At 40.0% G+C, this 25792-nt stretch carries 29 protein-coding genes and 2 pseudogenes; 25 read left to right on the top strand and 6 right to left on the bottom strand.

From position 1 onward, the window contains the following. The first annotated feature begins 21 nt into the window (after positions 1–21). From metG to N8L33_RS00775, 4 genes are all read left to right on the top strand, one after another. Positions 22–2019 (top strand): methionine--tRNA ligase, encoded by a 1998-nt coding sequence (metG, locus tag N8L33_RS00790; RefSeq protein ID WP_261058034.1) that lies wholly within the window; start codon positions 22–24, stop codon positions 2017–2019. 133 nt (positions 2020–2152) lie between these two features. Further along, positions 2153–2473 carry a PadR family transcriptional regulator gene (locus N8L33_RS00785; protein ID WP_000665422.1) on the top strand — a complete coding sequence of 107 codons (321 nt, stop codon included), beginning with the start codon at positions 2153–2155 and terminating at the stop codon, positions 2471–2473. 3 nt (positions 2474–2476) lie between these two features. After that, positions 2477–3292 (top strand): hypothetical protein, encoded by an 816-nt coding sequence (locus tag N8L33_RS00780; RefSeq protein ID WP_261058033.1) that lies wholly within the window; start codon positions 2477–2479, stop codon positions 3290–3292. Positions 3293–3366: 74 nt separating this feature from the next. Then, a complete protein-coding gene (locus N8L33_RS00775) occupies positions 3367–4293 on the top strand; it encodes an aldo/keto reductase (protein ID WP_261058032.1) in 927 nt (308 codons plus the stop codon). Between the two features lie 431 nt (positions 4294–4724). Here N8L33_RS00775 and trhA read toward each other — a convergent pair whose 3' ends face one another. After that, entirely contained in the window at positions 4725–5372 is a 648-nt protein-coding gene (trhA, locus tag N8L33_RS00770) for a PAQR family membrane homeostasis protein TrhA (RefSeq protein ID WP_033677463.1), read from the bottom strand. Further along, positions 5369–5815, bottom strand: coding sequence for a DUF1836 domain-containing protein (locus N8L33_RS00765; RefSeq protein WP_261058031.1), 447 nt, complete (start codon positions 5813–5815; stop codon positions 5369–5371). Before N8L33_RS00765 ends, trhA begins: the two co-directional genes overlap by 4 nt. Positions 5816–5949: 134 nt before the next feature. On the opposite strand from N8L33_RS00765, the gene N8L33_RS00760 reads away from it, so the two are divergent. The 7 genes from N8L33_RS00760 to trxB all read left to right on the top strand — a co-directional run bounded on the left by N8L33_RS00760 (position 5950) and on the right by trxB (position 10304). Then, a complete protein-coding gene (locus N8L33_RS00760) occupies positions 5950–6444 on the top strand; it encodes a GNAT family N-acetyltransferase (RefSeq protein ID WP_261058030.1) in 495 nt (164 codons plus the stop codon). Beyond that, positions 6444–6962 carry a methylated-DNA--[protein]-cysteine S-methyltransferase gene (locus tag N8L33_RS00755; RefSeq protein ID WP_261058029.1) on the top strand — a complete coding sequence of 173 codons (519 nt, stop codon included), beginning with the start codon at positions 6444–6446 and terminating at the stop codon, positions 6960–6962. The genes N8L33_RS00760 and N8L33_RS00755 overlap by 1 nt, the downstream gene beginning before the upstream one ends. Before the next feature lie 5 nt (positions 6963–6967). Beyond that, a complete protein-coding gene (locus N8L33_RS00750) occupies positions 6968–7324 on the top strand; it encodes an arsenate reductase family protein (RefSeq protein ID WP_000889092.1) in 357 nt (118 codons plus the stop codon). 157 nt (positions 7325–7481) lie between these two features. After that, positions 7482–8282: an amino acid ABC transporter permease gene (locus tag N8L33_RS00745; protein WP_001103449.1), complete on the top strand. Its 801-nt coding sequence runs from the start codon at positions 7482–7484 to the stop codon at positions 8280–8282. Next, on the top strand, positions 8282–9025 hold the full coding sequence (locus tag N8L33_RS00740; protein WP_000590965.1) for an amino acid ABC transporter ATP-binding protein: 744 nt from the start codon (positions 8282–8284) through the stop codon (positions 9023–9025). Before N8L33_RS00745 ends, N8L33_RS00740 begins: the two co-directional genes overlap by 1 nt. Before the next feature lie 77 nt (positions 9026–9102). Continuing rightward, complete coding sequence (locus N8L33_RS00735; RefSeq protein ID WP_000926599.1) at positions 9103–9327, top strand: DUF4059 family protein; 225 nt, start codon at positions 9103–9105, stop codon at positions 9325–9327. A gap of 65 nt (positions 9328–9392) precedes the next feature. Next, a complete protein-coding gene (trxB, locus tag N8L33_RS00730) occupies positions 9393–10304 on the top strand; it encodes a thioredoxin-disulfide reductase (protein WP_000272322.1) in 912 nt (303 codons plus the stop codon). Between the two features lie 114 nt (positions 10305–10418). Here the strand turns inward: trxB and N8L33_RS00725 are convergent, their stop codons facing one another. After that, positions 10419–10604, bottom strand: coding sequence for a hypothetical protein (locus N8L33_RS00725; protein WP_001068559.1), 186 nt, complete (start codon positions 10602–10604; stop codon positions 10419–10421). Between the two features lie 225 nt (positions 10605–10829). Here N8L33_RS00725 and rpiA point away from each other — a divergent pair, with 225 nt between their 5' ends. The 9 genes and pseudogenes from rpiA (at position 10830) to deoD (ending at position 20152) form a co-directional block, all read left to right on the top strand. After that, entirely contained in the window at positions 10830–11513 is a 684-nt protein-coding gene (rpiA, locus tag N8L33_RS00720; RefSeq protein ID WP_261058028.1) for a ribose-5-phosphate isomerase RpiA, read from the top strand. Positions 11514–11536: 23 nt separating this feature from the next. After that, complete coding sequence (locus N8L33_RS00715) at positions 11537–12748, top strand: phosphopentomutase (RefSeq protein ID WP_261058027.1); 1212 nt, start codon at positions 11537–11539, stop codon at positions 12746–12748. Position 12749: 1 nt separating this feature from the next. After that, positions 12750–13317: pseudogene (locus N8L33_RS00710) on the top strand (DUF1697 domain-containing protein). Beyond that, positions 13314–14123: a purine-nucleoside phosphorylase gene (locus N8L33_RS00705; RefSeq protein WP_261058025.1), complete on the top strand. Its 810-nt coding sequence runs from the start codon at positions 13314–13316 to the stop codon at positions 14121–14123. Before N8L33_RS00710 ends, N8L33_RS00705 begins: the two are co-directional and overlap by 4 nt. A 188-nt stretch (positions 14124–14311) precedes the next feature. Then, positions 14312–17044: a galactose-binding domain-containing protein gene (locus N8L33_RS10145; RefSeq protein WP_314725974.1), complete on the top strand. Its 2733-nt coding sequence runs from the start codon at positions 14312–14314 to the stop codon at positions 17042–17044. Positions 17045–17125: 81 nt separating this feature from the next. Beyond that, positions 17126–17371, top strand: coding sequence for a hypothetical protein (locus N8L33_RS00690; RefSeq protein ID WP_258318540.1), 246 nt, complete (start codon positions 17126–17128; stop codon positions 17369–17371). Then, a pseudogene (locus tag N8L33_RS00685) lies at positions 17372–17617 on the top strand (phosphorylase family protein); the annotation flags it as partial. Next, a complete protein-coding gene (locus N8L33_RS00680; protein WP_261058024.1) occupies positions 17611–18894 on the top strand; it encodes a chloride channel protein in 1284 nt (427 codons plus the stop codon). The pseudogene N8L33_RS00685 and the gene N8L33_RS00680, both read left to right, overlap by 7 nt. Before the next feature lie 547 nt (positions 18895–19441). Next, positions 19442–20152, top strand: coding sequence for a purine-nucleoside phosphorylase (deoD, locus tag N8L33_RS00675; RefSeq protein WP_000022091.1), 711 nt, complete (start codon positions 19442–19444; stop codon positions 20150–20152). 91 nt (positions 20153–20243) lie between these two features. Here deoD and N8L33_RS00670 read toward each other — a convergent pair whose 3' ends face one another. From N8L33_RS00670 to coaA, 3 genes are all read right to left on the bottom strand, one after another. Continuing rightward, on the bottom strand, positions 20244–20756 hold the full coding sequence (locus N8L33_RS00670) for a DNA topology modulation protein (protein WP_261058023.1): 513 nt from the start codon (positions 20754–20756) through the stop codon (positions 20244–20246). A gap of 52 nt (positions 20757–20808) precedes the next feature. Beyond that, the gene (gene rpsT, locus N8L33_RS00665; RefSeq protein ID WP_001274000.1) at positions 20809–21045 is read right to left on the bottom strand and encodes a 30S ribosomal protein S20; all 237 of its coding nucleotides are present in this window, start codon (positions 21043–21045) and stop codon (positions 20809–20811) included. Between the two features lie 67 nt (positions 21046–21112). Beyond that, a complete protein-coding gene (gene coaA, locus N8L33_RS00660; RefSeq protein WP_031227709.1) occupies positions 21113–22033 on the bottom strand; it encodes a type I pantothenate kinase in 921 nt (306 codons plus the stop codon). Between the two features lie 200 nt (positions 22034–22233). Between coaA and N8L33_RS00655 the strand changes: the two genes are divergently transcribed. From N8L33_RS00655 to N8L33_RS00635, 5 genes are all read left to right on the top strand, one after another. Further along, positions 22234–22638, top strand: a complete 405-nt coding sequence (locus N8L33_RS00655; protein WP_023943001.1) for a hypothetical protein — start codon at positions 22234–22236, stop codon at positions 22636–22638. A gap of 205 nt (positions 22639–22843) precedes the next feature. Next, a complete protein-coding gene (locus N8L33_RS00650) occupies positions 22844–23434 on the top strand; it encodes a class I SAM-dependent methyltransferase (RefSeq protein WP_314725973.1) in 591 nt (196 codons plus the stop codon). Then, a complete protein-coding gene (locus N8L33_RS00645; protein ID WP_261058022.1) occupies positions 23431–24708 on the top strand; it encodes a pyrimidine-nucleoside phosphorylase in 1278 nt (425 codons plus the stop codon). Before N8L33_RS00650 ends, N8L33_RS00645 begins: the two co-directional genes overlap by 4 nt. Positions 24709–24727: 19 nt before the next feature. Then, a complete protein-coding gene (deoC, locus tag N8L33_RS00640; RefSeq protein ID WP_261058021.1) occupies positions 24728–25390 on the top strand; it encodes a deoxyribose-phosphate aldolase in 663 nt (220 codons plus the stop codon). Next, entirely contained in the window at positions 25377–25766 is a 390-nt protein-coding gene (locus N8L33_RS00635; protein WP_000246089.1) for a cytidine deaminase, read from the top strand. Before deoC ends, N8L33_RS00635 begins: the two co-directional genes overlap by 14 nt. The last annotated feature ends 26 nt before the right edge of the window (positions 25767–25792 follow it).

Genomic DNA, 25792 nt, shown 5'->3' with positions numbered 1-25792 from the left:
TTTGCCTGGAAAGGAAAAATTATGTCTGAAAAGAATTTTTATATTACAACTCCGATTTACTATCCATCTGGTAAACTTCATATCGGTTCTGCCTACACAACTATCGCTTGTGATGTCCTAGCTCGTTACAAACGTCTCATGGGCTACGATGTCTTTTATTTGACAGGTCTTGATGAGCATGGTCAGAAAATTCAGCAAAAAGCAGAAGAAGCTGGAATTACACCACAAGCTTATGTTGATGGAATGGCGGTTGGCGTCAAAGAACTCTGGCAATTACTAGATATCTCATACGATAAATTTATCCGTACAACTGATGATTACCATGAAAAAGTAGTGGCTCAAGTCTTTGAGCGCTTGCTGGCTCAAGATGATATCTACTTGGGCGAATATTCTGGCTGGTATTCAGTCTCAGATGAGGAATTCTTTACAGAAAGCCAGCTGGCAGAAGTTTTCCGTGACGAGGCTGGAAATGTGACTGGAGGTATCGCTCCATCAGGTCACGAAGTGGAATGGGTATCTGAAGAATCATACTTCCTCCGCCTCAGCAAATACCAAGATCGTTTGGTCGAATTTTTCAAAGCCCATCCTGAATTCATCACGCCAGATGGTCGCCTTAATGAAATGCTTCGCAACTTCATCGAGCCAGGTTTAGAGGATTTGGCAGTTTCTCGTACAACCTTTACATGGGGTGTTCCAGTACCATCTAATCCAAAACACGTTGTCTATGTTTGGATTGATGCCCTTCTTAACTATGCGACAGCTCTTGGCTACGGTCAAGATGAACATGGTAACTTTGACAAGTTCTGGAATGGAACAGTCTTCCATATGGTAGGAAAAGACATACTTCGTTTCCACTCAATCTATTGGCCAATCCTTCTTATGATGTTGGATATCAAATTGCCAGATCGTTTGATTGCCCACGGTTGGTTTGTCATGAAAGACGGAAAAATGTCTAAGTCTAAAGGAAATGTCGTTTACCCTGAAATGTTGGTAGAGCGCTACGGACTGGATCCACTTCGCTACTACCTCATGCGTAGCCTTCCAGTTGGTTCGGATGGAACCTTCACTCCTGAAGACTATGTCGGCCGTATCAACTATGAATTGGCAAATGACCTTGGGAACCTCCTTAACCGTACGGTCTCTATGATTAACAAGTACTTTGATGGACAAATCCCTGCCTATGTAGAGGGTGTGACAGAATTTGACAACGCTCTTGCTCAAGTAGCTGCTGAATCAATCGCTGATTACCATACACACATGGAAGCAGTTGACTACCCACGTGCACTTGAAGCAGTATGGACTCTTATTTCACGTACAAACAAATACATCGACGAGACAGCTCCATGGGTATTGGCTAAGGATGAAGCTCATCGTGACCAATTGGCAAGTGTTATGAGCCACTTGGCAGCCAGTCTTCGTGTCGTAGCTCACTTGATTGAACCATTTATGATGGAAACTAGTCGCGCTGTATTGGCACAACTTGGATTGGAAGAAGTAGCGAGCCTTGAGAACTTGAGTTTGGCTAATTTCCCTGAGGGTGTAACAGTAGTTGCCAAAGGAACACCAATCTTCCCACGTCTGGACATGGAAGAAGAGATTGCCTATATCAAGGAACAAATGGAAGGCAACAAACCAGCAGTTGCAAAAGAATGGAATCCAGACGAAGTAGAACTCAAACTTAACAAAGAAGAAATCAAGTTTGAGGACTTTGACAAGGTTGAAATTCGTGTCGCAGAAGTCAAAGAAGTTTCCAAAGTAGAAGGTTCTGATAAGCTGCTCCAATTCCGTCTAGATGCTGGTGATGGAGAAGACCGTCAAATCCTCTCAGGAATTGCAAAATACTATCCAAACGAACAAGAATTGATCGGCAAGAAAGTCCAAATTGTTGCCAACCTCAAACCACGCAAGATGATGAAAAAATATGTCAGCCAAGGGATGATTCTCTCAGCTGAACATGATGGAAAATTAACCCTTCTTACAGTTGATCCAGCTGTACCAAACGGAAGTGTGATTGGGTAAAAATAGACAGGACTAGTTCATGCTAGTTCTGTTTTTTTATTCCAACTATTATGCTTTACAAACTAGTGTGAAAGTGGTATATTATTGATGAATCTACTAGTAGGTATTACAAAATAGATAGAAGGGGGAAGGGATGAAGGAAACTCAACTATTAAAAGGTGTTCTTGAAGGTTGTGTCTTGGATATGATTGGTCAAAAAGAGCGATATGGTTATGAGTTGGTTCAAACTTTGCGGGAGGCTGGATTTGACACTATCGTTCCAGGAACTATTTATCCTTTGTTGCAAAAGTTAGAAAAAAATCAATGGATAAGAGGCGATATGCGCCCGTCGCCAGATGGTCCAGATCGAAAGTATTTTTCATTAACTAAAGAAGGAGAAGAGCGTGTCTCGGTCTTTTGGCAACAATGGGACGATTTGAGTCAAAAAGTAGAAGGAATTAAGAATGGAGGGTAAACCATGAAGAAAATGAAGTATTATGAAGAAACAAGCGCTTTGCTACATGAGTTTTCTGAGGAGAATCAGCAGTATTTTGAGGAACTGTGGGATAGTTTTAATCTTGCTGGATTTCTCTATGATGAGGACTATCTCAGAGAGCAGATTTATTTGATGATGTTAGATTTTTCAGAAGCAGAACGAGATGGCATGAGTGCAGAGGATTATTTAGGTAAGAATCCTAAAAAAATAATGAAAGAGATGCTCAAGGAAGCACCACGCAGTTCTATCAAGGAGTCCCTTTTGACGCCAATTTTTGTCCTAGCGATATTACGTTACTATCATCTACTGGGTGATTTTTCTAAAGGTCCTCTCTTAACAGTCAATTTGCTTACTTTTTTAGGGCAACTTCTTCTTTTTCTGATTGGATTTGCTCTTGTGGCCACAATCTTACGTTGGGTCTTAGTCCAAGATTCTCCTAAAATGAAAATTGGCACCTATATTGTCGTTGGGATTCTTGTTCTGCTAGTTGTTCTGGGATATGTAGGAATAGGAAGTTTTGTACAAGAAGGAGCATTTTATCTTCCTGCTCCCTGGGATATTTTAACTATCTTTACGATTTCGCTGGTCATCAGTATTTGGAATTGGAAAGAAGCGGTCTTTCGTCCCTTTGTCAGTATGATTGTTGCCCATCTTGTTGTAGGGTCTCTGCTCCGTTATTATGCGTGGATGGGAATTTCAAATGTTTTCCTTACAAAATTCATTCCTTTAGCTGTTCTTTTTATTGGCATTTTTCTCTTGTTCCGTGGGTTTAAGAAGATAAAATGGAGTGAAATATAGCTAAAAAGCCGTTGCAAAGCGGTTTTTTGTTATAATGAAGGGAAGAATGTTAGAAATTAAAGGAGAAAAATTTGATGAGATACATAACTCTTGGTCAAGATGACAAAGAATTATCAGAAATTGTTCTCGGAATGATGAGAATAAAAGATAAGTCTGTTAGAGAAGTTGAAGAGCTTGTAGAAACAGCACTGTCTGTTGGAATCAATGCTTTTGACTTGGCTGATATTTATGGTCGTGGTCGTTGTGAAGAACTGTTAGGTCTTGTCCTAAAAAATCGTCCAGATTTAAGAGAAAAGATGTGGATTCAGTCCAAATGTGGCATTCGCATAGAAGAATTTACCTATTTTGATTTTTCTAAGGACTATATTATAAAATCAGTTGACGGAATTTTGCAAAGATTGAAGATTGATCATCTAGATAGCTTGCTTCTTCATCGACCAGATGCTTTGATGGAATCTGACCAAGTAGCAGAAGCCTTTGATCTCCTTTATAAACAAGGTAAGGTTCGAGATTTTGGAGTTTCTAATCAAAATCCTATGATGATGGAGTTGCTTAAAAAAGATGTCAAGCAGCCGTTAGCTGTTAATCAGCTACAATTGAGTGCGGCTTTTACTCCAGGATTCGAATCAGGTTTTCATGTTAATATGGAAGATAGTCAAGCAGCTATTCGAGATGGCAGCATTTTTGAATATTGCAAATTACACGATGTGGTCATTCAAGCATGGTCTGTCTTACAGTTCGGATATTTTAAAGGGAATTTTGTTGGAAATGAGAAATTTCAAGCTTTAAATCAAGTACTTGATCGTTTAGCTATTAAATATGGAGTAACCTCTTCAACTATTGCGATTTCTTGGATATTGCGTTATCCAGCAAAAATGCAGGCAGTCGTAGGTACAACAAATCCTAAGCACTTGAGAGAAGTTAGCCAAGCGGCAAACTTTAGCTTAACAAGAAAAGAATGGTATGAAATTTATCTTGCAGCAGGGAATGATTTGCCTTAGGAGAAAATGCATTTAAAGAAATCACAGTCAAAAAAACGTTGCAAAACGTTTTTTTGTTATGTGACCATTTGTCTGTCTTGATTCGTTAGGTACGGTTCATTAACGAATGATTATGATTTAATACTCAATGAAAATCGAAAAGCAAACTAGGAAGCTAGCCGCAAGCTGCTCAAAATACTGTTTTGAGGCTGTAGATAAGACTGACGAAGTCAGTCACATATATACGGTAATGCGACGCTGACGTGGTTTGAAGAGATTTTCGAAGAGTATAACTATTCTGATTTACATACTATCAGGGAAGCAGTATCCCATAATTGACGGCACGCTAGTAGGTACTATAAAATGGACTGGAGTGATTTTTGGATTTTGATTGGGTATAAAACATCATAGAGAATAAAAAATAGGATAGGATTTTTTGTCCTAAACTATTTTTACATGAAATAAACAATGGCGATGTATTGGAGTGCGGACGCAGCCAGGATAAAGAGATGCCAAATCATGTGGAAATAAGGTTTTTTCTTGGCGTAAAATCCAGCCCCAACTGTATAACAAAGTCCGCCAGTTACCATGAGACTCCAGAAAATTGGCGTTGTTTGACTGATAATGGCAGGAATGATAGCCAGAACCAACCAGCCCATAATCAGGTAAAGAGCAAGGCTGAATTTCTCATTGACCTTTTTAGCAAAGATTTTATAGAGAATACCAAAGATGGTCGTTCCCCATTGAATGGCAATAATTAGATAGCCAAACCAGTTATTCATCAAGGTCAAGACAACGGGCGTGTATGAGCCGGCAATGGCAACGTAAATCATAGAATGGTCGATGATTCTCAAGACGTATTTGTGGGTCGAACCATAGGCCATAGAGTGGTAAATGGTGGATGAGAGGAACATGAGAAAGAGACTAATAACGAAAATGGAAACTCCAATAGAGGATAAAAATCCGTGTGTCTCATAACTATAGGTGGATGAAATGGGGAGTAAGATGAGCATGATGACTGCACCTACGGCATGGGTCACGCTATTAGCAATCTCCTCTCCAAAACTGAGTTGTTTGCTGAGTTTAAGACTAGTGTTCATTGGATTGCCTCCTCTTCACTATGATCGATTAAGTCTAGAGTTTGATGATAGAGTTTAACGGTTTGACAGCTACTTTGGATAATAGGGTTAGCTGGGTCCATTCCTTGGTTCATGTAGTCCACAAAAGCATCGTAGAGTTGGTCTGAACTTGCTTGACTTTGGAGAGTATTCAGTGTCTGAGCGATTTCTTGAATAGAAAAGACAGATTTGAGGGTTGTGATAGCAATCAAACGGGCAATCTGTTGGCGTTGGTATTTTTTCTTGTCAGGCTTTGTCAGGTAGCCATGTTTGACATAGTTATTGACCATGGATGCTGTTAGGCCCTTGTCTTTATCTGGAGAGACAGGAGCGCAGACCTGATTGACATAAAGCAAAACCTGATCCAGATAGAGGTCAATATTTGGAATTTCTGCCCATTTTGGGTAGGAAAAGCTGGTTTTCATTTTCAACTCCTTTTTATCTAGTTTCAATAACTAGATTATAAAATAACAAAAACAGAAAGTCAAGTTTTAACTGCTTGTGAAAAGGCTTAAATTATGCTATGATGGGAGAAACTAGTCAGAAATGAGGAGAAAAGATGGAGATTCGTTTAGCTTTTCCAAATGAAGTAGATGCCATCATGCAAGTGATGGAGGATGCTAAAAAATGTTTAGCAGATGCCGGTAGTGACCAGTGGCAGAATGGCTATCCAAATACAGACATTATTATCGATGATATTATCTCAGGTCAAGCTTATGTTGCCTTGGAAGAAGGAGAACTGCTAGCCTATGCTGCTGTGACCAAGAGTCCAGAGGCAGCCTATGAAGCCATTTATGAAGGAAAATGGCAAGCTGGAGAGTCAGAGTACCTAGTCTTTCACCGTATCGCTGTGGCAGCAGATGTGCAGGGACAAGGAGTTGCTCAAACCTTCTTAGAGGGCTTAATTGAAGGTTTTGACTATCTTGATTTTCGTTCAGATACGCATGTTGCAAACAAGGCCATGCAACATATTTTTGAAAAACTCGGTTTTAAACAGGTTGGTAAGGTTCCAGTTGATGGCGAACGCTTGGCCTATCAAAAATTGAAGAAATAATGCAAAAGAAGTATGCAAAAATGCTCTACTCTTCGCCAATTGGTATTCTATCACTGGTAGCTGATGACCATTATTTATATGGAATTTGGATTCAGGAGCAGAAGCATTTTGAGAGGGGACTAGGAGATGAAACGATAGAAGCAGTTGTTAGTCATCCCATTTTAGACCCAGTTATTGCTTGCTTAGATGCTTACTTTAAAGGCAAGTCTCGGGATTTATCCGACTTGCCCTTGGCTCCAATCGGGACGGATTTTGAAAAGAGAGTTTGGTCCTATTTACAGGGAATTCCTTATGGTCAGACAGTGACCTATGGACAAATAGCCCAAGATCTGCAAGTGCCTTCTGCTCAAGCAATTGGTGGAGCAGTGGGGCGCAATCCTTGGTCTATCCTAGTACCTTGTCACCGTGTGCTGGGAGCAGGCAAGCGTCTGACAGGTTATGCTGCAGGAGTGGAAAAGAAAGCCTGCCTCTTGGAGCATGAAGGCGCAGATTTTAAAGATAGAAACAATAGAAAGTGAAAGACATGTTAGAATTTATCGAATATCCAAAATGTTCAACTTGTAAAAAAGCAAAACAAGAATTAAACCAACTCGGTGTGGACTATAAAGCCGTTCATATCGTCGAAGAAACACCTAGCCAAGAAGTTATTTTAAACTGGCTAGAAACCTCAGGTTTCGAGTTGAAGCAATTTTTTAACACCAGTGGAATCAAATACCGTGAATTAGGGCTGAAAGATAAGGTAGGAAGCCTGTCAAACCAAGAAGCGGCTGAGTTACTAGCAAGTGACGGTATGTTGTTAAAACGGCCTATTTTAGTAGAAAATGGAACTGTTAAGCAAATCGGTTATCGAAAACCTTATGAAGAATTGGGATTGAAATAGTTTTTATCTATCTCTTTGATAGATAAAATATATAACCTCCCTGTTTCAAAGTATGATAAACTAGTAGGTAGACAAAGTCTATACCTGACCGTAGCAAATAATTTCATTGACGGCAGAAGTATGGTAGAATGAATCATTATCAGGAGAGGATGTTTTTATGAATGTTACAACGATTTTAGCATCAGATTGGTACCAAAACTTGATGCAATTGATTCCGGATGGCAAGCTGTTTAGCTTGCGTTCGGTCTTTGATGGAATCCCGAGAATTGTCCAACAACTTCCAACAACGATTATGTTGACAATTGGTGGTGCTCTTTTTGGCTTGGTTTTGGCACTTCTTTTTGCCATTGTGAAAATCAATCGTGTCAAGATTTTATATCCCTTGCAGGCCTTCTTTGTTAGTTTCTTAAAAGGGACACCGATTTTGGTGCAACTCATGTTAACCTATTACGGAATTCCTTTGGCTTTGAAAGCCCTCAATCAGCAATGGGGGACTGGTCTCAATATCAATGCTATTCCAGCTGCAGCTTTTGCGATTGTCGCCTTTGCTTTTAATGAGGCAGCTTATGCTAGTGAAACCATTCGTGCAGCCATTCTCTCAGTCAACCCTGGTGAGATTGAGGCGGCACGCAGTCTGGGTATGACCCGAGCACAAGTTTATCGACGAGTGATTATTCCAAATGCGGCAGTTGTGGCGACTCCAACATTGATCAATTCCCTCATCGGCTTGACCAAGGGTACGTCCCTAGCCTTTAGTGCTGGTGTTGTGGAAGTCTTTGCCCAAGCTCAGATTTTAGGTGGAGCTGATTACCGCTATTTTGAACGCTTTATTTCCGTTGCCCTTGTTTATTGGGTAGTCAATATTGGAATTGAAAGCCTCGGTCGTTTCATCGAGAGAAAGATGGCTATTTCTGCACCTGATACAGTGCAAACAGATGTGAAAGGAGACCTTCGTTAATGATTAAGATTTCGAATTTAAGTAAATCCTTTTCAGGACAGACTGTCTTGGATCATCTGGACTTGGATATTCAAAAAGGGGAAGTTGTAGCCTTGATTGGTTCTTCAGGAGCTGGAAAATCAACCTTCCTTCGCAGTCTCAATTATCTTGAAACACCTGACAGTGGCTCTATTCAGATTGATGATTTTTCAGTTGATTTTTCTAAAATCACTCAAGAAGAAATCCTTGCTCTACGCCGTAAGTTGTCTATGGTTTTCCAACAGTTTAATTTGTTTGAACGCCGAACAGCACTTGATAATGTAAAAGAAGGCTTGGTTGTTGTCAAGAAATTATCTGACCAAGAAGCGACTAAGATTGCCAAGGAAGAGTTGGCTAAGGTTGGGCTTTCTGACCGTGAAAACCATTACCCTCGCCATTTATCAGGTGGACAAAAGCAACGGGTTGCCTTAGCGCGTGCGCTTGCTATGAAACCAGATGTCTTGCTCTTAGACGAACCAACTTCAGCCCTTGACCCAGAATTGGTCGGTGAAGTAGAAAAGTCTATTGCAGATGCTGCTAAGTCAGGTCAAACCATGATTTTGGTCAGTCATGACATGTCCTTTGTAGCCCAAGTGGCTGATAAGATTCTCTTCTTAGATAAGGGGAAAATCATCGAGTCTGGAACACCGGATGAGATTATCCACCATCCTAAAGAAGAGCGGACAAAAGAATTCTTCGCTAGTTACAAACGGACTTATATTTGATATAATAGATAAAGAAAAACTCAGTTAGCTGGACTAGCTGAGTTTACTCTTTAAAAAAGATAGAAATGAGAGAAATCATGCTACTGCAACTATTTTCTTTATATTTCGAGAGTTTGATCTTGACCACCATCCTCGTCCTGATTTTTTTAGGGATTTGGATTGGACTAAGAGCCATGTCGGGAGTTGATAAGACAGCCAAGGCTCGCCAAGCCCATCTCTATGATATGATTATGATTGGAGTCTTGGTTGTTCCAGTATTATCCTTTGCGGTTATGAGTTTAATTCTTGTTTTCAAGGCATAATCCTTGCTTGATTGACAAAAAAGAGTTAGAATAAAGATAGTTACAACAAGAAAGAAGGAATCTATATGTACGATACTATTATTATCGGTGCTGGACCTGCAGGTATGACTGCAGCCTTGTATGCTGCTCGAAGCAATCTGAAAGTAGCTTTGATTGAAGGTGGTCTGCCAGGTGGTCAGATGAATAATACCTCTGATATCGAAAATTACCCAGGATACGCTAATATTAGTGGGCCAGAATTGGCAGAAAAGATGTTTGAACCGCTTGAAAATCTTGGTGTTGAGCACATTTATGGTTATGTTGAAAATGTCCAAGATCATGGTGATTTTAAGAAAGTGATTACTGATGGCCAAACATATGAAACTCGTACCGTTATCGTAGCGACTGGTTCTAAACACCGTCCTTTGGGAGTACCTGGAGAAGAAGAACTGAATAGTCGTGGTGTTTCATACTGTGCCGTGTGTGATGGTGCTTTCTTCCGTGACCAAGATTTGTTGGTAGTTGGTGGCGGAGATTCAGCTGTTGAAGAAGCCCTCTTCTTGACTCGCTTTGCTAAGACTGTTACCATTGTTCACCGCCGTGACCAACTTCGTGCCCAAAAGGTTTTACAAGATCGCGCCTTTGCGAATGAGAAAGTCAGCTTTATCTGGGATTCTGTAGTCAAGGAAATCAAGGGTGAAAACAGAGTAGAATCTGTCGTATTTGAAAATGTGAAAACAGGTCAAGTGACAGAACAAGCCTTCGGTGGCGTCTTTATCTATGTTGGTTTGGACCCTGTTAGCGATTTTGTTAAAGAATTGAATATTCAAGACCAAGCAGGCTGGGTTGTGACAGATAACCACATGAAAACTGCAGTTGATGGTATCTTTGCGGTTGGAGATGTTCGCTTGAAAGACCTTCGCCAAGTAACAACAGCAGTTGGAGATGGAGCTATCGCTGGTCAAGAAGCCTATAAATTTATCACAGAACATAGTTAATTATAAAAACGCATAGTATCAGATTTACAAAAAATTTGACACTATGCGTTTTATTGTGGGGAAAAATGAATTTCATTTTCTACTGAAATTGAGTTTTGCCAGCCTCTTATATTTTTAGAAAAATCCTTTAATCTTGCTAACGAGGCCATCTAGACCTTCTGAACCAGAAATCAACTGCTGAGCTTGAGAGAAGTATTCTCCAAGTTGTTCTTGATTTTCTGCAACGAATGTTTTAGCAGCTTCGAAATCTTTTGTTTCGATTAATTCTTTTACTTGGTTAAACAAATCTAATGGGTTCATCCTATTTCTCCTTTTATGTACTTAATTATTTAACCATCTTTATGATAAAAAATCAACAGTTGCTGCTTTTGGCTAGGACCTGTTTTTATCTACAAGTTCTCATAACTAAGATTCTAACTACCAAAACAAGGTGGACATAAAAATGTTCGGGTTTTTCTAGTGTATCCATGAAATAAAAACGGATACATGGTATAATAGAAATAGCTCTTTAATGGAGGTGTTTGAGTGGAAAATCTGAAGAAAATGGCAGGTATCAAGGCTGCTGAGTATGTCAAGGATGGCATGGTAGTCGGACTTGGAACGGGGTCTACTGCCTATTATTTCGTAGAAGAAATTGGTCGTCGTATCAAGGAAGAGGGGTTGCAGATTACAGCTGTAACGACTTCTAGTGTGACTAGTAAACAGGCTGAAGGGCTTAATATCCCGCTCAAGTCTATTGACCAAGTAGATGTTGTCGATGTGACGGTTGATGGAGCGGATGAAGTGGATAGCCAGTTTAACGGAATCAAAGGCGGTGGTGGTGCCCTTCTGATGGAAAAGGTTGTAGCAACACCCTCAAAAGAATATATTTGGGTAGTGGATGAAAGCAAGCTAGTCGAGAAATTGGGTGCTTTTAAATTGCCAGTAGAAGTGGTTCAGTATGGCGCAGAACAGGTCTTTCGTCGTTTTGAACGAGCTGGCTACAAACCAAGTTTCCGTGAAAAAGATAGCCAACGTTTTGTGACCGATATGCAGAACTTTATCATTGACCTTGCCTTGGATGTCATCGAAGATCCAATTGCCTTCGGACAAGAATTGGACCATGTCGTTGGTGTCGTGGAGCACGGCTTATTCAACCAAATGGTGGATAAGGTCATCGTTGCTGGACGAGATGGAGTTCAGATTTTAACTTCAACAAAAGCAAAATAATCAAAATAATAAGGAGATACACTATGTCAAAATTTAATCGTATTCACTTGGTGGTACTAGATTCTGTAGGAATCGGTGCTGCACCAGATGCTAATAACTTTGTCAATGCAGGGGTTCCAGATGGAGCTTCTGACACACTGGGACACATTTCCAAATCAGTTGGTTTGAATGTGCCAAACATGGCTAAAATCGGTCTAGGAAATATTCCTCGAGAAACTCCTCTTAAGACTGTTCCAGCTGAAAGCAATCCAACAGGATATGCAACAAAATTAGAAGAAGTATCTCTTGGTAAGGATACTATGACTGGACACTGGGAAATCATGGGACTCAATATTACTGAGCCTTTCGATACTTTTTGGAACGGATTCCCAGAAGAAATCTTGACAAAAATCGAAGAATTCTCAGGACGCAAGGTCATTCGTGAAGCAAACAAACCTTACTCAGGTACAGCTGTTATCGATGATTTCGGACCTCGTCAGATGGAAACTGGAGAGTTGATTATCTATACTTCAGCTGATCCTGTTTTGCAAATTGCTGCCCACGAAGACATTATTCCTTTGGACGAATTGTACCGTATCTGTGAATACGCTCGTTCAATTACACTTGAGCGTCCTGCCCTTCTAGGTCGTATCATTGCTCGCCCTTATGTAGGTGAACCAGGTAACTTCACTCGTACAGCAAACCGTCGTGACTTGGCCGTATCTCCATTTGCACCGACTGTTTTGGATAAATTGAATGAAGCTGGTATCGATACTTATGCTGTTGGTAAAATCAACGATATCTTTAACGGTGCGGGTATCAACCATGACATGGGCCACAACAAGTCAAACAGCCATGGAATTGATACACTATTGAAGACAATGGGCCTTGCTGAGTTTGAAAAAGGATTCTCATTCACAAACTTGGTTGACTTTGATGCCCTTTACGGCCACCGTCGTAATGCTCACGGTTACCGTGATTGTTTGCATGAGTTTGATGAACGCTTATCTGAAATTATCGCAGCCATGCGAGAGAACGACCTTCTCTTGATTACTGCGGACCACGGGAACGACCCAACTTACGCAGGAACAGACCACACTCGCGAATATATCCCACTTTTGGCTTACAGTCCTTCCTTTAAAGGAAATGGTGTCATTCCAGTAGGACATTTTGCAGATATCTCAGCGACAGTTGCGGATAATTTTGGTGTTGAAACTGCCATGATTGGTGAAAGTTTCTTAGATAAATTGGTATAAGATGACACGCTATGCTTTACTGGTAAGGGGCATTAATGTAGGTGGGAAAAATAAGGTGGTCATGGCGCAACTTCGTCAAGAACTGACAGAGTTGGGACTGGAAAAGGTTGAGACCTACATCAACAGTGGCAATATTTTCTTTACTTCTACAGACCCCAAAGCCCAATTGGTTGAAAAGTTAGAGGCTTTCTTTACAGTCCATTATCCATTTATTCAGAGCTTTTCTTTGCTGAGTCAGGAAGATTATGAAGAAGAGCTGAAGAATCTGCCAGATTGGTGGACCAAAGATTTGGCACGAAAAGATGTGCTCTTCTACACTGAGAGCTTGGATGTGGATCAAGTGATCGAGAAAGTGAACGGTTTGGAACTGGAAGATGAAGTCGTTCATTTTGGAAGACTTGGGATTTTCTGGGGGAAATTCTCTGAGGAATCCTACTATGCAACTGCCTACCATAAGTACTTGCTCAAGATGCCTTTCTACCGCCAAATCACCATTCGCAATGCAAAAACCTTTGACAAAATCGGTCAAATGCTAAAAAAATAATAAAAATAAAGGAGATACACAATGACATTTTTAGATAAGATCCAAGAAACAGCTGCTTTTCTGAAAGACAAGGGTATCCAAGCGCCTGAGTTTGGTTTAATCCTTGGATCAGGTCTGGGAGAACTTGCAGAAGAAATCGAAAATCCTGTTGTAGTAGACTATGCAGATATTCCAAACTGGGGTCGTTCGACAGTAGTTGGTCACGCTGGTAAATTAGTATATGGGGAACTTGCAGGTCGCAAGGTTTTGGCTCTTCAAGGTCGCTTCCATTTCTACGAAGGAAATCCTCTGGAAGTCGTGACTTTCCCAGTACGTGTCATGAAAGTTCTTGGATGTGAAGGTGTTATTGTAACCAATGCTGCTGGTGGTATTGGATATGGGCCTGGTACTTTGATGGCTATCTCAGACCATATCAACTTTACGGGTCAAAATCCATTGATGGGTGAAAACTTGGATGACTTTGGTCCACGTTTCCCTGATATGTCTAAAGCCTACACACCAGAATACCGTGCAACTGCCCATGAAGTGGCTAAAAAACTTGGTATCAAGCTTGATGAAGGTGTCTATATCGGTGTAACCGGTCCGACTTATGAAACCCCAGCAGAAATTCGTGCCTATAAGACATTGGGAGCAGATGCCGTTGGTATGTCCACTGTTCCTGAAGTTATTGTAGCAGCCCACTCAGATTTGAAAGTTCTAGGAATTTCATGTATTACTAACTTTGCAGCTGGTTTCCAAGAAGAACTCAACCACGAAGAAGTTGTGGAAGTAACAGAACGTGTTAAAGGTGACTTCAAAGGCTTGCTGAAAGCGATTCTTGCAGAATTGTAAAAAAATTGGTGATGGTATTAGACTAGAAAGGGGGAGTTCTCATCGTCTTCAGTAGAGAAGATTGGGTTTGTTGTGATTAAAAAATGAACAAAAATCTAATCAACTACTATATCTTTAGTAAAAATTTATCACATGCTTATTTATCAATTATTGGTAAATAGGGGAAAATAAAAGAAAGTTAGAAAAGAATGAAAATCGGTCAACGAATGATGCGTTTTGGCATAAAAAAATTAAGTATCGGAGTTGTATCTGTTGCAGTTGGCTTTGCTTTTTTAGCACCGACAGGAATTTCTGCCAATGAAGGAAGTCCAGTTGTGAAAAACGAAGCTCCTCTAGTCGTAAATGCAACGGATAGTCCGACAAAATTAGAAAATACTGATAAAAAACAGGAACTACCTCGTATAGAGGAAAGAGCTGCAGTTATCCAACCAGCTCCAGAAACAAAAGAAGTCCTTAGAAATCAGAAGGAAGAAGAAAAGCTGGACTCCCATAAAACAGAGCCTGCTCTAGTTCCTGAAGACGTGAATAAAGAGAAAAATGTAAAGGATGAGGCTACAACTTCTCGTCCTGTGACTGCAGAAGATCTTTTGAAAATCTCAAAAGGAGAACTGCACTCAGAAAATGATTTACTTGACAATTCTCTTTATGGTGAAAAAGTCCTTGATTTAGAAGGTGATGACGATCAGGATGGTATCAAAAATAAGGATGAACTTTATGTTTATCATAAAGATGGTAAGGACTATTTAGGATATAACAGTCATCCATTACTGGCAGACAGTGATGGAGACGGATTAGCAGATGGGGAAGATGATAATAAGAAACAATGGTATGTTACAGATCGAGATGCTCTTCTCTTCATGGAGTTATCCTATCGTGAGGATGACTATATCGAAAAAATCCTAGATCATAAGAATCCATTTCCGAGTCTCTATTTGAATCGTCAAGAATATAAGATGATGCACAATGAGTTAGCCCCGTTTTGGAAGATGAAAAAATCTTACCATACAGCTAGTGGTTTGGATGCTTATCTATTCGAAACTAAGAGTGATCTTCCTTATCTAAAGGATCATACGGTTCAAATGTTATCTATTCGAGGGACAAGACTGAATGATGCAAAAGATTTGAGAACGGACTTGACCTTGCTAGGAGGAAATAAACCTGCACAAGCGGATGATATCCGTAATGTTGTAAAAGAATTGGCGCAGGATTCCAGCATTACCAATCTGTATATGACAGGTCATTCTTTAGGAGGCTATCTAGCTCAAATAGCAGCGGTTGAAGCCTATCAGAAATATCCTACTTTTTATAATAATGTTTTGAAAAAAGTGACAACATTTAATGCACCTAAGGTTATTACTTCAAGAACAATCTGGAATGCCAAAAATGGTTTCTGGGATGTAGGATTAGAAAGTCGGAAACTTGCTGTAAATGGAAAAATTAAACATTATGTAGTGGATAATGACAATGTGGTTACATCTGTGCTACAAAATGATAGTGATGTGGTGACATCTACAGGAAGCGCCAATGTTAAACACCGTTCGCGTGGCTATTTTGAAAGTCGCATGAATGATATTCCAAACTTTAATATTGGAAAACGGACAACATTGGATAAGCAGGGTTACCGTGATCCAAAACTGGAAAAAATTTCTTTCTTTAAGAAACAACAAGTCCCTCTGTCATCTAGTCAACCAAGCGCTGAACCTCTTGAAAATATAGCTCTAGGGAAACGGGTTACCCAAAGTTCGACAGCTTTTGGAGGTGACGCTAGAAGGGCTGTAGATGGAAAAGTTGATGGGAATTATGCTCATCATTCTGTAACGCATACAGAGTTTCAATCTAAACCTTGGTGGCAAGTCGATTTAGATAAGGAAGAAACGATTCGTCAAATCAACATCTATAATCTAACAGATACTGCTCAGGATAGGCTTACTAATTTTAATGTGATTCTTTTAGATAGTTCTGGGAAAGAAATTGAAAGAAAGCGCATTGCATCTCTGAAAGATATCTCTGCACAAATTGCAATTGACTATAAAAAAGCTCGTTTTGTCCGCATTGAGTTAGATGGTTACAATGCTCTCAGTCTCGTAGAAGTTCAAGTCTTGCGTGCTGAGAATATCGCATGGAAAAAGCAAGCACGGCAAAGCTCTACCGAGTTTGGAGGAGATGCTAGTCGTGCTCTAGATGGAAATACTAATAGTAACTACAGCCAGCAATCAATTACGCATACAAAATTTGAAAATCAGCCTTGGTGGGAAGTTGATTTAGGTCGTACAGAACAGGTAGGACTTGTCCGTCTTTATAATCGTGGAGATGGCGAACTTTCCAAACGTTTGGCAGATTTTGATGTGATTTTATATGATGAAAAAGGGACAGAAGTTACTAGAAAATATGTTTCTCGTTTAGAAGGAAATCGTTTAGATCTTCAGTTGGATGGCAAGTTGGGCCGCCGTGTTCGCATTCAATTGCGTCAGAAAAATCAAGCTCTCAGTCTTGCTGAAGTAGAAGTGTTTCGATTTATAGCTAAGAATGCTGTGACACCACCAACTTCTAAGCCAGTACAAGTGTTAAATTACACTCCTGTAAAAGATAAAACCCTAACTATTCAGCATAGTGGAGCTTACATTGCACGCTATTCTATAACTTGGGAAGAAGTTACAGTAGATAAAAATGGTCATTCAGTTGTTCGCAGTCATTCTTGGGAAGGAAATGGACGTAACCAGACTGCAGGTTTTGTACTCAACCTTCCAATTAAAGAAAATATGAGAAATCTGCGAATTAAGATCGAAAAGAGAACAGGTCTTATCTGGAATAGATGGCAAACAATCTATGATAACAGACCTCTCCTGGCTCAACCGCATCGAAAAATTACTCACTGGGGAACAACATTGAATTCTAAGGTGAGTGATGATGATGTCTTGTAATCTGATGGTACAATGACAGTTAGTTTGTCTAGTTTATAAGAAAGTACTACCTGAGCTTGAATAGAACTCAGGTAGCTCTCTGTGAAAGAACAAAATGAATACTCAATGAAAATCAAAGAGCAAACTAGGAAACTAGCCGCAGGCTGCTCAAAGCACTGCTTTGAGGTTGTAGATATAACTGACGAAGTCAGCTCAAAACACTGTTTTGAGGTAGTGGATAGAACTGACGAAGTCAGTAACCATACCTACGGCAAGGCGACGTTGACGTGGTTTGAAGAGATTTTCGAAGAGTATAAACAGAAAGGTAGAGCGCGTGTTTGGATTTGAACACGAGTAGAAATTCGTACCTATAAGATGCTTGGAACAGATGTGGTCGGAATGTCAACTGCTCCTGAAGTTATTGTTGTAGCCTACTTAGGTTTGAAACTTCTAGGAAGTTTATGTATTACTAACTATACTACTGGTTTCAAAGAAGAGATTAACCACGGAGAGGTTATAGAAGTGACTGAGTGTGTTAAAGGTGATTTTAAAGGCTTACTTAAAACCGTTTTTGCTGAATTATTACTATGTTAAAAGAATTGAGGAGTATTTTTCAGAAAATCCCTTATAATCTTAAATTATTCCTAGCAGTCATTTTGCAAGGAATAGTTTCAGGTTTATCTGGTATTTTTCTACATTATCTTTTAGAGATGGTGGAGGAGCTAGCTTTTGGTCAGTCAGAGCATCATAATGGATTTTTGACTGATGGAGTTTCCTCGTCGCGGATAGGATTTAGTTTAATAATCGTGGGTGTCAGCTCATCTTTGGTCTGGTATTTCTTGCAAAAAAAATCACAGATTTTTTCCATTAAAGCACAGATGAAGGATGAGACTTCACAATACAAGCTTCATTTTTTAAGACAGCTATTTCATTCAATTTGGCAGATTATTGCAGTTGGAGGGGGAGCACCTATTGGTAAAGAAGCTGCGCCACGAGAGATTGGAACTCTATTTGCAGGACCAATTGGAAAAATATGTTCTCTCTCTAAGAAGGATCAAGTCTTTCTCCTTGCTTGTGGTGCTGGTGCTGGTTTAGCAGCTGTCTATCAGGTTCCATTAACAAGTGTCTTCTTTGTTTTTGAAACTCTAGGAATTGCTCTATCTATTAAACGATTTATCTTAGTCGGTTTGACTACCTATGTGTCAACCTATACAGCAGGCTTGGTTATTTCAGATCAGGCTCTCTACCAGATTCCAGCGATAACATGGTCATTAAAGGAAACGTGGATTATTCCCTTATTACTTCTTTTCTTAACCCCACTAGCTTGGCTTTTTGGTCGCTTGAGTAAAGAAGTGTCTTCAAACAGAATAAAAGATAAACGAATACTTCTCACATTGCCTACAGCTTTTCTTTTTCTTGCTGGGTTGGCAAGTTATTTTCCACATCTACTTGGAAATGGACGTATGATGGCTCAGGAAGTATTGAATGGTAGCGATGGCAAAACAGTATTCCTCTTGTTTATCCTAAAAGCACTGGTCGTTCTTATTACTCTGTGGGCAGGGGCCTATGGTGGTACACTTACGCCATCTTTTGCCTTGGGGATGGCTGGAGCTGCTCTCTTTGGAATGATTCTAGGTGGGGATAGTCAGCCAAGCATTTTGCTTATGGGATCTGTTTGCTTTTTGTCTGTGACCTTGAGGGCTCCCTGGTCTGCAACTGGATTAGTAATAGGTTTCACTGGGCTAGGTATAGATTCTCTTCCGTATCTCTTAGTAACAGCTGTTTTAGCCTATGAATTTGCAAAAATATTAGACCGTTTTTCTTGGGCTAGCATACTGTGTCAGAAGTCAAAGAATAAAGTAATAAGATAGAGAACGACCGTTTCTTCTAATCAAAGATTTATCTTAAAAGATTAAAAACTATTGTCAATTTATCAATAACTGTTTGAAATAAAAAAGAAGTAGGCTTATCGGAGTCATGATTGAATCCGATTTTTCCTAGCTATAAAAATAAAATAAAAAAAAGAAAGGTAGAGCGTGTGTTTTGATTTGAACACGAGCGGAAAACTTTTCTAAAAACTCAGAAGAGAAGGGGAGTTCGGGCTTGAATTGAATCCGGTCTAATCTTCTCGATATCATCAAAATTAAGAAAGAAAGGAATTGAACCCACCCTAAAAACAGTGGGAAAAAGATAGTTGGTCTAGCGAGCATCGCTCACTGCACCCAACTCCTATTTTCCCTTTGCTTTTTGACGGGTTTGGTATCTTTCTCAATATAAAATAAAGAAAGGTAGAGCGTGTGTTCTGATTTGAACACGAGCGGAAAACTTGGAAAATAGATAATCTGACTGAGAAATCAGGATTTCTCGTCAGATTCCTAATTTTCAGTCGTTTTCTTGTCGCTCTTTGTATCATAAATTATGTCTATCCATATTGCTGCTCAGCAGGGTGAAATTGCTGATAAAATTCTTCTTCCTGGGGATCCTCTTCGTGCTAAGTTTATTGCGGAGAATTTCCTTGAAGATGCTGTTTGTTTTAACGAAGTGCGTAATATGTTTGGTTACACTGGTACTTACAAGGGTCACCGTGTATCTGTTATGGGAACTGGGATGGGAATGCCATCCATTTCGATTTATGCGCGTGAGTTGATTGTTGACTATGGTGTAAAAAAATTGATCCGTGTGGGAACTGCAGGTTCTTTGAATGAAGATGTTCACGTCCGTGAATTAGTTTTGGCGCAGGCAGCTGCAACCAACTCTAACATCATCCGCAATGACTGGCCACAGTACGATTTCCCACAAATCGCTAGCTTTGATTTGCTGGACAAGGCCTACCATATCGCCAAAGAACTTGGTATGACCACCCACGTTGGGAACGTTTTGTCTTCTGATGTCTTTTATTCAAACTACTTTGAAAAGAACATCGAACTTGGTAAATGGGGAGTCAAGGCTGTGGAAATGGAAGCAGCGGCACTCTACTATCTGGCAGCCCAACATCATGTTGACGCGCTTGCTATCATGACCATCTCTGATAGCTTGGTCAATCCAGACGAAGACACAACTGCAGAAGAACGCCAAAATACCTTCACCGATATGATGAAGGTTGGATTAGAAACCTTGATTGCAGAATAAAAGGGAACATAAAAGGAAGATTTTCTGAATGAAAATCTTCCTTTTTTAGTCATTCACTACATACTGACCTTAATGAATGTTACTCTATTGTTTATTTTTTAAGAGATTGCAAGAAATAATCAATTTCTGCTTGAGAATGGAGAATATGCATTTTTTCTGGGTAAGTATTGTTTAAGTATTGGTATCTATCCTTAGCATTTTTTGTTCGTCCATCCCAGAGAATCCATCGGATAAACTCCCAATTAAATTGTTCTTGACAACCAGCTGCCATACTTTCTCTGACTTTTCCCCGGTATTTAAGATAACGTTTAAAGGCTCGAAAGAGACAGGTCAATGGAGAAAAGTTGAGAAAGATGATTTGGTCAGCTTCCTGCATTCTTTCTTGGTAATAGCACCAAGAATAATTTCCATCGATGACCCAGGCTTCATGCTTGGTGAGAAAGTTATTCATCTCGGTTAACATCCAATCACGGTCACTGTCTTGCCAACCAGGTTGAAATTGGAGTGTGTCCATGTGAAGTTTTGGTATGGAGTAGTAGTGAGACAACTTTTCAGCTAGAGTTGACTTACCAGCACCAGAATATCCGATAATTGCGATTTTCATTTTCTACCTTTTCCTATTTGGAGACAAAAAAACAGCCTCTATGGACTGTTTCTTATTTAGCAAGTTTAGCTGAAAGACGAGCTTTGTCGCGGCTTGCTTTGTTTTTGTGAATCAAACCTTTAGTTTCTGCTTTATCGATAGCTGAGCTAGCAGCACGGAAAAGTTCTTCAGATGGGTTTGCTTCGAAAGCTTTGATAGCAGTACGCATAGCTGATTTTTGAGCTGAGTTCTTTTCGTTTTGTTTAACGTTCAATTCAGCGCGTTTGATAGCTGATTTAATGTTTGCCAATGTTCTTACCTCCATATTTACTAACTATACCATTATATCTGAAAACTTACGTTTTGACAAGGGAAAATTATTTTTTTAAGTAAATTTCATCGATTTCATGGTTCTTTGTTTTATGAAGAATCACTTCTGCACGATTTCTGGTTGGTTCAATATAATTTTGTAGATTTGTGAGATTGATACTGGTCCAGACCTGATGGGCAAAGGATTCCACTTCCCCAATCGGCATTTGTGTAAAACGATAGTAGTAGCTTTCGGGATCGTTTTGGGCTAGGCTCAGCATTTTCAAGAAACGGTCCAGATACCAACTCTCGATGTCATCGACTGCAGCATCAACATAGATGGAAAAGTCAAAGAAGTCAGTGATATAGAGACGCTCGTTTTGTGGATTTTGAAAGACATTGATTCCTTCAACGATCACAAAATCAGCGGCTTTGACGCTTTGCTTTTCCTCAGGTACGATGTCGTAGACTTCATGAGAATAGACAGGAATATCTACATCTTGTCCATTTTTGATGTGGTCCAGGAAGTTGAGAAGAGCTTCCATATCATAGCTTTCAGGAAATCCCTTGCGATTTAAAATCTCTTGCTCAACCAAGGTCTGGTTGGGATAGAGGAAGCCATCAGTTGTTACCAACTCAACTGTAGCATCTGTAAGCGTACGGGATAGTAAGATTTGCAGTAGTCGACTAGTTGTAGATTTTCCAACGGCAACACTCCCAGAAACCCCAATGATAAAAGGTTGAGATTTGCTTTCACGTTGGAGGAAAATCCCTTTTGAAAAGGCCAAATCATCCTTGGTACGCTTGTAAATCTGGATGAGATGGGCTAGGGGAAGATAGACATCGGTAACATCTTGCAGACTAATCTGGTCATTAAAGCTCTTGATGGATTCTAATTCCTCTTCTGTCAAAGGAGGTGTTGTCTTTCGATGTAAAGATTGCCAAGTCTGGCGGCTGATTTTTTCAAAATGTAAAAATTCGTTGGTCATTTGTTTTCCCCTAGATATTTTATCTATCATACCATAAAAAGCTAAAAAAATAAAGCGGTTTCTTGAATGTAGTAAGTCAATATTATATAATAGAGGTAGATAGAGGTTGACCGATTTATAGATGAAGTAGGAGATAGTTTCTGTTAATTTATAAGCTAATAAAGGGGAATTTTTAGTTCACAACTTATAGGAGGTGTACTATGAAAATCTTAAAACGTTACACATTGGAACTCTGTTTTATTTTAAGTTTTGCACTACCTTTTTTAAAAGGAGCCAATGCGGATAATGGTAGACGTTTTGTGGAAACCTATTACGGTTTTACTTTTTTGATGGAACATGCTATTGTAACAGCTGTCTTTATCTGTTCGCTCTTGATTGCTTTCTTCCTAAAAAAACGGTGGACGAAATGGCTTGCTGCTGGTAGTTATCTATTTTTGATTTTGTGGATTGCTACAGAGGGTTATTTCTTCCGCATGTCGCTAGAAGATTTGATACGCCTTTGGACAAGTTTGGAAATCTTGACACAAACTTATCAGTTGGGCTTTTATCTAAACATCCTGTTGGGAATTTTGTTGATAATAAAGTATTTGAAGGTTAAGCAATAGTCATAAAAATGAGCCTAATTATAGATGATAAATTTGTTGTTTTATCCTGATTATGATATTTCTAGTTCTAAATGGCTTATTATTTATAAGTGTTGAAAGAGATTGAAGAAAATGTTTTACTTACTAGCTTTCTTCAGTCTTTTTCGTTTTTTTATCAATTTGTAAACGATTTACAATTTAAGGCAAATTATGGTAAAATAGTTTCATGAGTAAAATGTATTATGCAGAAAATCCTGACGTTGCTCATGACATTCATGAGTTGAGAGTGGATTTGTTGGGAGAAAAAATGACCTTTTTGACGGATGCGGGTGTTTTTAGCAAGAAAATGATTGACTTTGGCAGTCAACTCTTGCTCAAGTGTCTAGAGGTCAACCAAGGAGAAACTGTCCTGGATGTAGGCTGTGGTTACGGACCTTTGGGCTTGTCTTTAGCTAAGGCTTATGGCGTTCAGGCTACCATGGTCGATATCAATAATCGTGCCTTGGATTTGGCGCGACAAAATGCTGAACGAAATAAAGTAGAAGCGACGATTTTCCAGTCCAACATCTATGAACAAGTTGAAGGCACATTTGACCATGTCATTTCCAATCCTCCTATCCGTGCGGGCAAGCAAGTGGTTCATGAAATCATTGAGAAAAGTAAAGATTTTTTGGAAACTGGTGGGGATTTAACAATCGTTATCCAGAAAAAACAAGGGGCCCCAAGTGCTAAGTCCAAGATGGAAGAGGTGTTTGGCAATTGTGAAATCGTCAAAAAAGATAAGGGATACTATATCCTTAGAAGTGTGAACGAATGAGAGCAGTTGATTTAATCCAAAAAAAACGAGATGGTCAAGAACTGACGTCGAGTGAAATTGAGTGGCTAGTTGAAGGATATGTGTCAGGAACTGTTCCTGATTATCAGATGTCTGCCTTTGCTATGGCTGTTTATTTTAAAGGAATGACGACTCGAGAAATCTCTGACATAACTATGAAGATGGTTCAGACAGGGCAAGAGTTTGATTTATCCGCTATTAATGGGGTTAAGGTTGACAAGCATTCTACTGGTGGTGTCGGCGATAAGGTAACCTTGATTTTAGCTCCTCTTGTTGCTAGTTTCGGTGTGCCTGTGGCCAAAATGAGTGGTCGTGGTCTCGGCCATACGGGCGGTACGATTGATAAATTGGAGTCCATTAAGGGCTATCAAGTGGAACGCAGTCAAGAGAATTTCATTGCACAAGTGCAGGATATTGGTGTATCTGTCATTGGGCAATCAGACCAACTGGTTAAAGCTGACAAGCTTCTCTACGCCCTACGTGATGTGACAGCAACTGTCGACACGATTCCTTTGATTGCGAGTTCGGTGATGAGCAAGAAAATTGCTGCAGGGGCGGATGCTATTTTGCTAGACGTGACTGTCGGTGAGGGTGCCTTCATGAAGACGGTTGATGAGGCGCGTGAGTTGGCTCAAACTATGGTGGAACTTGGTAAGGCAGTTGGTCGGAAGACGGTAGCAGTGATTACGGATATGAGTCAGCCTTTGGGACGAGCGATTGGAAATCGTCTGGAAATCCTTGAAGCATTGGAGATTTTACAAGGTCAAGGCCGTCAGGATATTACCCACTTCATATGTGAGTTGGCTCAAATTATGCTTGGCCTGGCAAATGTTAACAAGACAGTTGAAGAAGTTCGCCAACATCTTGAGAATGGCAAGGCGCTGGCCAAGTTTGAGGAAATGGTCCAAGCCCAAGGTGGAGACTTGGAAGACCTCTATCGTCCTGTAAATGTAGCCCATGTGGTGGAAATCCCTGCTCAGGAAACGGGTGTCATTTCAGCTCTTCCAGCAATGGAATTTGGGCTTTATGCTATGAGACTGGGGGCAGGCCGTGCAGTTAAGTCTGATGCCTTGGACTATGAAACAGGAATTGTTTTTGAAAAGAAAGTTGGAGATTCCGTTCAAAAGGGAGAAATTGTTGCAAAAGTATACACAAATGGAAAAATTTCTCCTCAGCTAGTTACAGATTTTCAAAAATATGTTAAAATAAATGATAGGGTGCAAAGTTTACGAGAAATTATAGAAATTATCTCATAAACCGCAGGAGAATCCGAATATGAAATTAAATAAATATATCGATCATACGCTTTTAAAACAAGATGCGACAGAAAATCAAATTGATTGTTTGTTGTCTGAGGCTAGGGAGTATGATTTTGCCAGTGTTTGCGTTAATCCGACCTGGGTTGAACATGCTAAAAAAGGGCTTGAAGGATCTGATGTCAAGGTCTGCACAGTAGTTGGTTTCCCCTTGGGAGCAACAACTTCAGTCGTGAAAGCTTTTGAAACCAAGGAAGCTATCCAAAATGGTGCAGATGAGATTGATATGGTGATCAATGTTGGAGCTCTCAAATCAGGTAATCTTGATTTGGTTGAGTCAGATATTCGCGCAGTCGTGGAAGCAAGTGGTGACAAGTTAGTGAAAGTCATTATTGAAGCTTGCCTTCTGACCGACCAAGAAAAAGTTGTGGCTTGCCAATTAGCCCAAAAAGCTGGAGCTGACTTTGTTAAAACATCTACTGGCTTTTCAACTGGTGGCGCTACGATAGCAGATGTTCAATTAATGCGTGAAACAGTTGGACCTGATATGGGTGTCAAGGCCGCCGGTGGAGCTCGTTCTTATGCAGATGCTCTTGCCTTTGTGGAGGCTGGTGCTACCCGTATCGGAACGTCAGCTGGGGTAGTCATTTTAAAAGGAGAATTGGCAGATGGCGACTACTGAGTTGATTGAACTGGCAATTGAAACCAGCAAACATGCCTATGTCCCCTATTCTCACTTTCCTATCGGAGCAGTTTTAGTAGCCAAAGACGGAAGTGTTTACACGGGAGTGAATATCGAAAATGCTAGCTATCCTTTGACCAATTGCGGTGAGAGAACAGCTATTTTTAAGGCTGTATCTGAAGGGCAAAGAGAATTTTCAGAGCTGATTGTTTATGGTCAAACTGAAAAACCGATTTCACCATGTGGTGCTTGTCGCCAAGTAATGGTCGAATTTTTTGAACAAGATCTAAAAGTGACCTTAGTCGCAAAAGATAAATCGACGGTCGAGATGACGGTCGGGGAATTACTTCCATATTCTTTTACAGACTTAAATTAGTCTGAGTCGCTCTTTGAGTGGCAAGG

The sequence above is a fragment of the Streptococcus mitis genome, assembly GCF_946188695.1.
GTDB classification, from domain to species: domain Bacteria; phylum Bacillota; class Bacilli; order Lactobacillales; family Streptococcaceae; genus Streptococcus; species Streptococcus mitis_DF.
This window is presented reverse-complemented; position numbering and strand designations above follow the sequence as displayed.

What these genes read in the sequence shown, in the direction of transcription:
- N8L33_RS00715 (WP_261058027.1), top strand. Translation starts at nt 11,537, where the DNA reads ATGTCAAAATTTAATCGTATTCACTTGGTGGTACTAGATTCTGTAGGA.
- trxB (WP_000272322.1), top strand. Translation starts at nt 9,393, where the DNA reads ATGTACGATACTATTATTATCGGTGCTGGACCTGCAGGTATGACTGCA.
- metG (WP_261058034.1), top strand. Translation starts at nt 22, where the DNA reads ATGTCTGAAAAGAATTTTTATATTACAACTCCGATTTACTATCCATCT.
- N8L33_RS00635 (WP_000246089.1), top strand. Translation starts at nt 25,377, where the DNA reads ATGGCGACTACTGAGTTGATTGAACTGGCAATTGAAACCAGCAAACAT.
- trhA (WP_033677463.1), bottom strand. Translation starts at nt 5,372, where the DNA reads ATGAACACTAGTCTTAAACTCAGCAAACAACTCAGTTTTGGAGAGGAG.
- N8L33_RS00785 (WP_000665422.1), top strand. Translation starts at nt 2,153, where the DNA reads ATGAAGGAAACTCAACTATTAAAAGGTGTTCTTGAAGGTTGTGTCTTG.
- coaA (WP_031227709.1), bottom strand. Translation starts at nt 22,033, where the DNA reads ATGACCAACGAATTTTTACATTTTGAAAAAATCAGCCGCCAGACTTGG.
- N8L33_RS00755 (WP_261058029.1), top strand. Translation starts at nt 6,444, where the DNA reads ATGCAAAAGAAGTATGCAAAAATGCTCTACTCTTCGCCAATTGGTATT.
- N8L33_RS10145 (WP_314725974.1), top strand. Translation starts at nt 14,312, where the DNA reads ATGAAAATCGGTCAACGAATGATGCGTTTTGGCATAAAAAAATTAAGT.
- N8L33_RS00725 (WP_001068559.1), bottom strand. Translation starts at nt 10,604, where the DNA reads ATGAACCCATTAGATTTGTTTAACCAAGTAAAAGAATTAATCGAAACA.
- N8L33_RS00760 (WP_261058030.1), top strand. Translation starts at nt 5,950, where the DNA reads ATGGAGATTCGTTTAGCTTTTCCAAATGAAGTAGATGCCATCATGCAA.
- N8L33_RS00775 (WP_261058032.1), top strand. Translation starts at nt 3,367, where the DNA reads ATGAGATACATAACTCTTGGTCAAGATGACAAAGAATTATCAGAAATT.
- N8L33_RS00740 (WP_000590965.1), top strand. Translation starts at nt 8,282, where the DNA reads ATGATTAAGATTTCGAATTTAAGTAAATCCTTTTCAGGACAGACTGTC.
- N8L33_RS00705 (WP_261058025.1), top strand. Translation starts at nt 13,314, where the DNA reads ATGACATTTTTAGATAAGATCCAAGAAACAGCTGCTTTTCTGAAAGAC.
- N8L33_RS00650 (WP_314725973.1), top strand. Translation starts at nt 22,844, where the DNA reads ATGAGTAAAATGTATTATGCAGAAAATCCTGACGTTGCTCATGACATT.
- N8L33_RS00750 (WP_000889092.1), top strand. Translation starts at nt 6,968, where the DNA reads ATGTTAGAATTTATCGAATATCCAAAATGTTCAACTTGTAAAAAAGCA.
- N8L33_RS00655 (WP_023943001.1), top strand. Translation starts at nt 22,234, where the DNA reads ATGAAAATCTTAAAACGTTACACATTGGAACTCTGTTTTATTTTAAGT.
- N8L33_RS00780 (WP_261058033.1), top strand. Translation starts at nt 2,477, where the DNA reads ATGAAGAAAATGAAGTATTATGAAGAAACAAGCGCTTTGCTACATGAG.
- deoC (WP_261058021.1), top strand. Translation starts at nt 24,728, where the DNA reads ATGAAATTAAATAAATATATCGATCATACGCTTTTAAAACAAGATGCG.
- N8L33_RS00745 (WP_001103449.1), top strand. Translation starts at nt 7,482, where the DNA reads ATGAATGTTACAACGATTTTAGCATCAGATTGGTACCAAAACTTGATG.
- N8L33_RS00680 (WP_261058024.1), top strand. Translation starts at nt 17,611, where the DNA reads ATGTTAAAAGAATTGAGGAGTATTTTTCAGAAAATCCCTTATAATCTT.
- deoD (WP_000022091.1), top strand. Translation starts at nt 19,442, where the DNA reads ATGTCTATCCATATTGCTGCTCAGCAGGGTGAAATTGCTGATAAAATT.
- N8L33_RS00735 (WP_000926599.1), top strand. Translation starts at nt 9,103, where the DNA reads ATGCTACTGCAACTATTTTCTTTATATTTCGAGAGTTTGATCTTGACC.
- N8L33_RS00670 (WP_261058023.1), bottom strand. Translation starts at nt 20,756, where the DNA reads ATGAAAATCGCAATTATCGGATATTCTGGTGCTGGTAAGTCAACTCTA.
- N8L33_RS00645 (WP_261058022.1), top strand. Translation starts at nt 23,431, where the DNA reads ATGAGAGCAGTTGATTTAATCCAAAAAAAACGAGATGGTCAAGAACTG.
- N8L33_RS00765 (WP_261058031.1), bottom strand. Translation starts at nt 5,815, where the DNA reads ATGAAAACCAGCTTTTCCTACCCAAAATGGGCAGAAATTCCAAATATT.